A 1,303-nucleotide genomic window follows, 5' to 3' on the forward strand; every position below is an offset into this window, starting at 1 on the left:
GGCGGTTTCTAGGAGTCGTCGCAACACGTGGTTGTGTTGATCAGGCTGCGAGCAGTTTATGCAGGCGCTCGGCTGGGGTTTCCCAGCCGAGCGTTTTGCGTGGGCGGCCGTTCAGCTGGGCGGCGACGGCGGCCAGGTGCTCGGGGGTGTGGACGGCGAGGTCGGTGCCCTTGGGGAAGTACTGGCGGAGCAGGCCGTTGGTGTTTTCGTTGGAGCCGCGCTGCCAGGGGCTGGCCGGATCGCAGAAGTAGACCGGGACGTCGGTGGTGACGGTGAACGAGGCGTGGGCGGCCATCTCCGATCCCTGGTCCCAGGTCAGGGACCGCCTGAGGTGGGACGGCAGTGTCTGGACCGTGGTGACCAGTGCGTCCCGGACGCTCTCGGCGCCGTGGTCTTTGGGCAGATGCAGGAGCATGACGTAGCGGGTGGCCCGCTCGACCAGGGTGCCGATGGCCGACTTCCCGTCCTTGCCGATGATCAGGTCGCCCTCCCAGTGGCCGGGCACGGCCCGGTCCGCCGCCTCGGCGGGCCGTTCGCTGATCATCACCATGGGGTCGCGGAAGCGGGATGTGCGCTGCTGGGACTGGCGGCGGGGCCTGCGCCGGGCGCGTCCGGTGCGCAGGGCCCGGGCCAGCTCGCGGCGCAGCTCACCCCGGCCCTGGACGTAGAGGGCCTGGTAGACCGTCTCGTGAACCACGTGCATCTCCGGCCGCTGGGGGAACTGTGACCGTAGAGCCTGGCAGATCTGCTCCGGGCTCCACCGTAGGTCCAGGTGGTCCTGGATGAAGTCCCGCAGCTGCGGGTTCTGGCTGATCTTCCCGGGCTTCGGACGGGGCCGGCGGGCATCGGCACGGGCCTGGGCCGCGTACGGGCGGTACTGGCCGCTGACCGGGTGGCGGTTACGGCGGATCTCCCGGCTGACCGTGGACGGGCTACAGCCCAGCTCCGCCGCGATCGCCCGCATGGTCGCCTTCTCCCGCAGCCGGTCGGCGATGTGGATGCGGTCCGCCTCGCGCAGATACCGGGACGGCCCGGAAGGCGCTGCCACCACGCTGATCGGTGGCAGCGCCTTCCGGTTCCCGTATGCGTGACGCCCGTTGCGCCACTTCTGGCCGGTCCGCTCATCGATCCCGACGATCCCGCACGCTTCCCGGTTGCTCACACCCTGCCGCATGAGCCGGGAGTATGCCTCCCGCTCCCGGGTGAGCTTCTTCCTACCCTGAGGCCTCGTCCGGTCCTTACGAATCTCGAAGTCCATCGCATCCCCTGAACTGGGGTGTTGCAACGACTCCTAGAACCCAAG

The 1,303-nt window shown here is 69.4% G+C and carries 1 protein-coding gene; it reads right to left on the reverse strand.

Translation table 11 applies throughout. The features are described from left to right. Window positions 1-40 precede the first annotated feature (40 nt). Window positions 41-1,162 carry an IS30 family transposase gene (locus ABD329_RS47770; protein WP_425574485.1) on the reverse strand — a complete coding sequence of 374 codons (1,122 nt, stop codon included), beginning with the start codon at window positions 1,160-1,162 and terminating at the stop codon, window positions 41-43. Between the last annotated feature and the right edge of the window lie 141 nt (window positions 1,163-1,303).

It is taken from the genome of Streptomyces javensis (assembly GCF_039525925.1).
Lineage (GTDB): Bacteria > Actinomycetota > Actinomycetes > Streptomycetales > Streptomycetaceae > Streptomyces > Streptomyces asiaticus.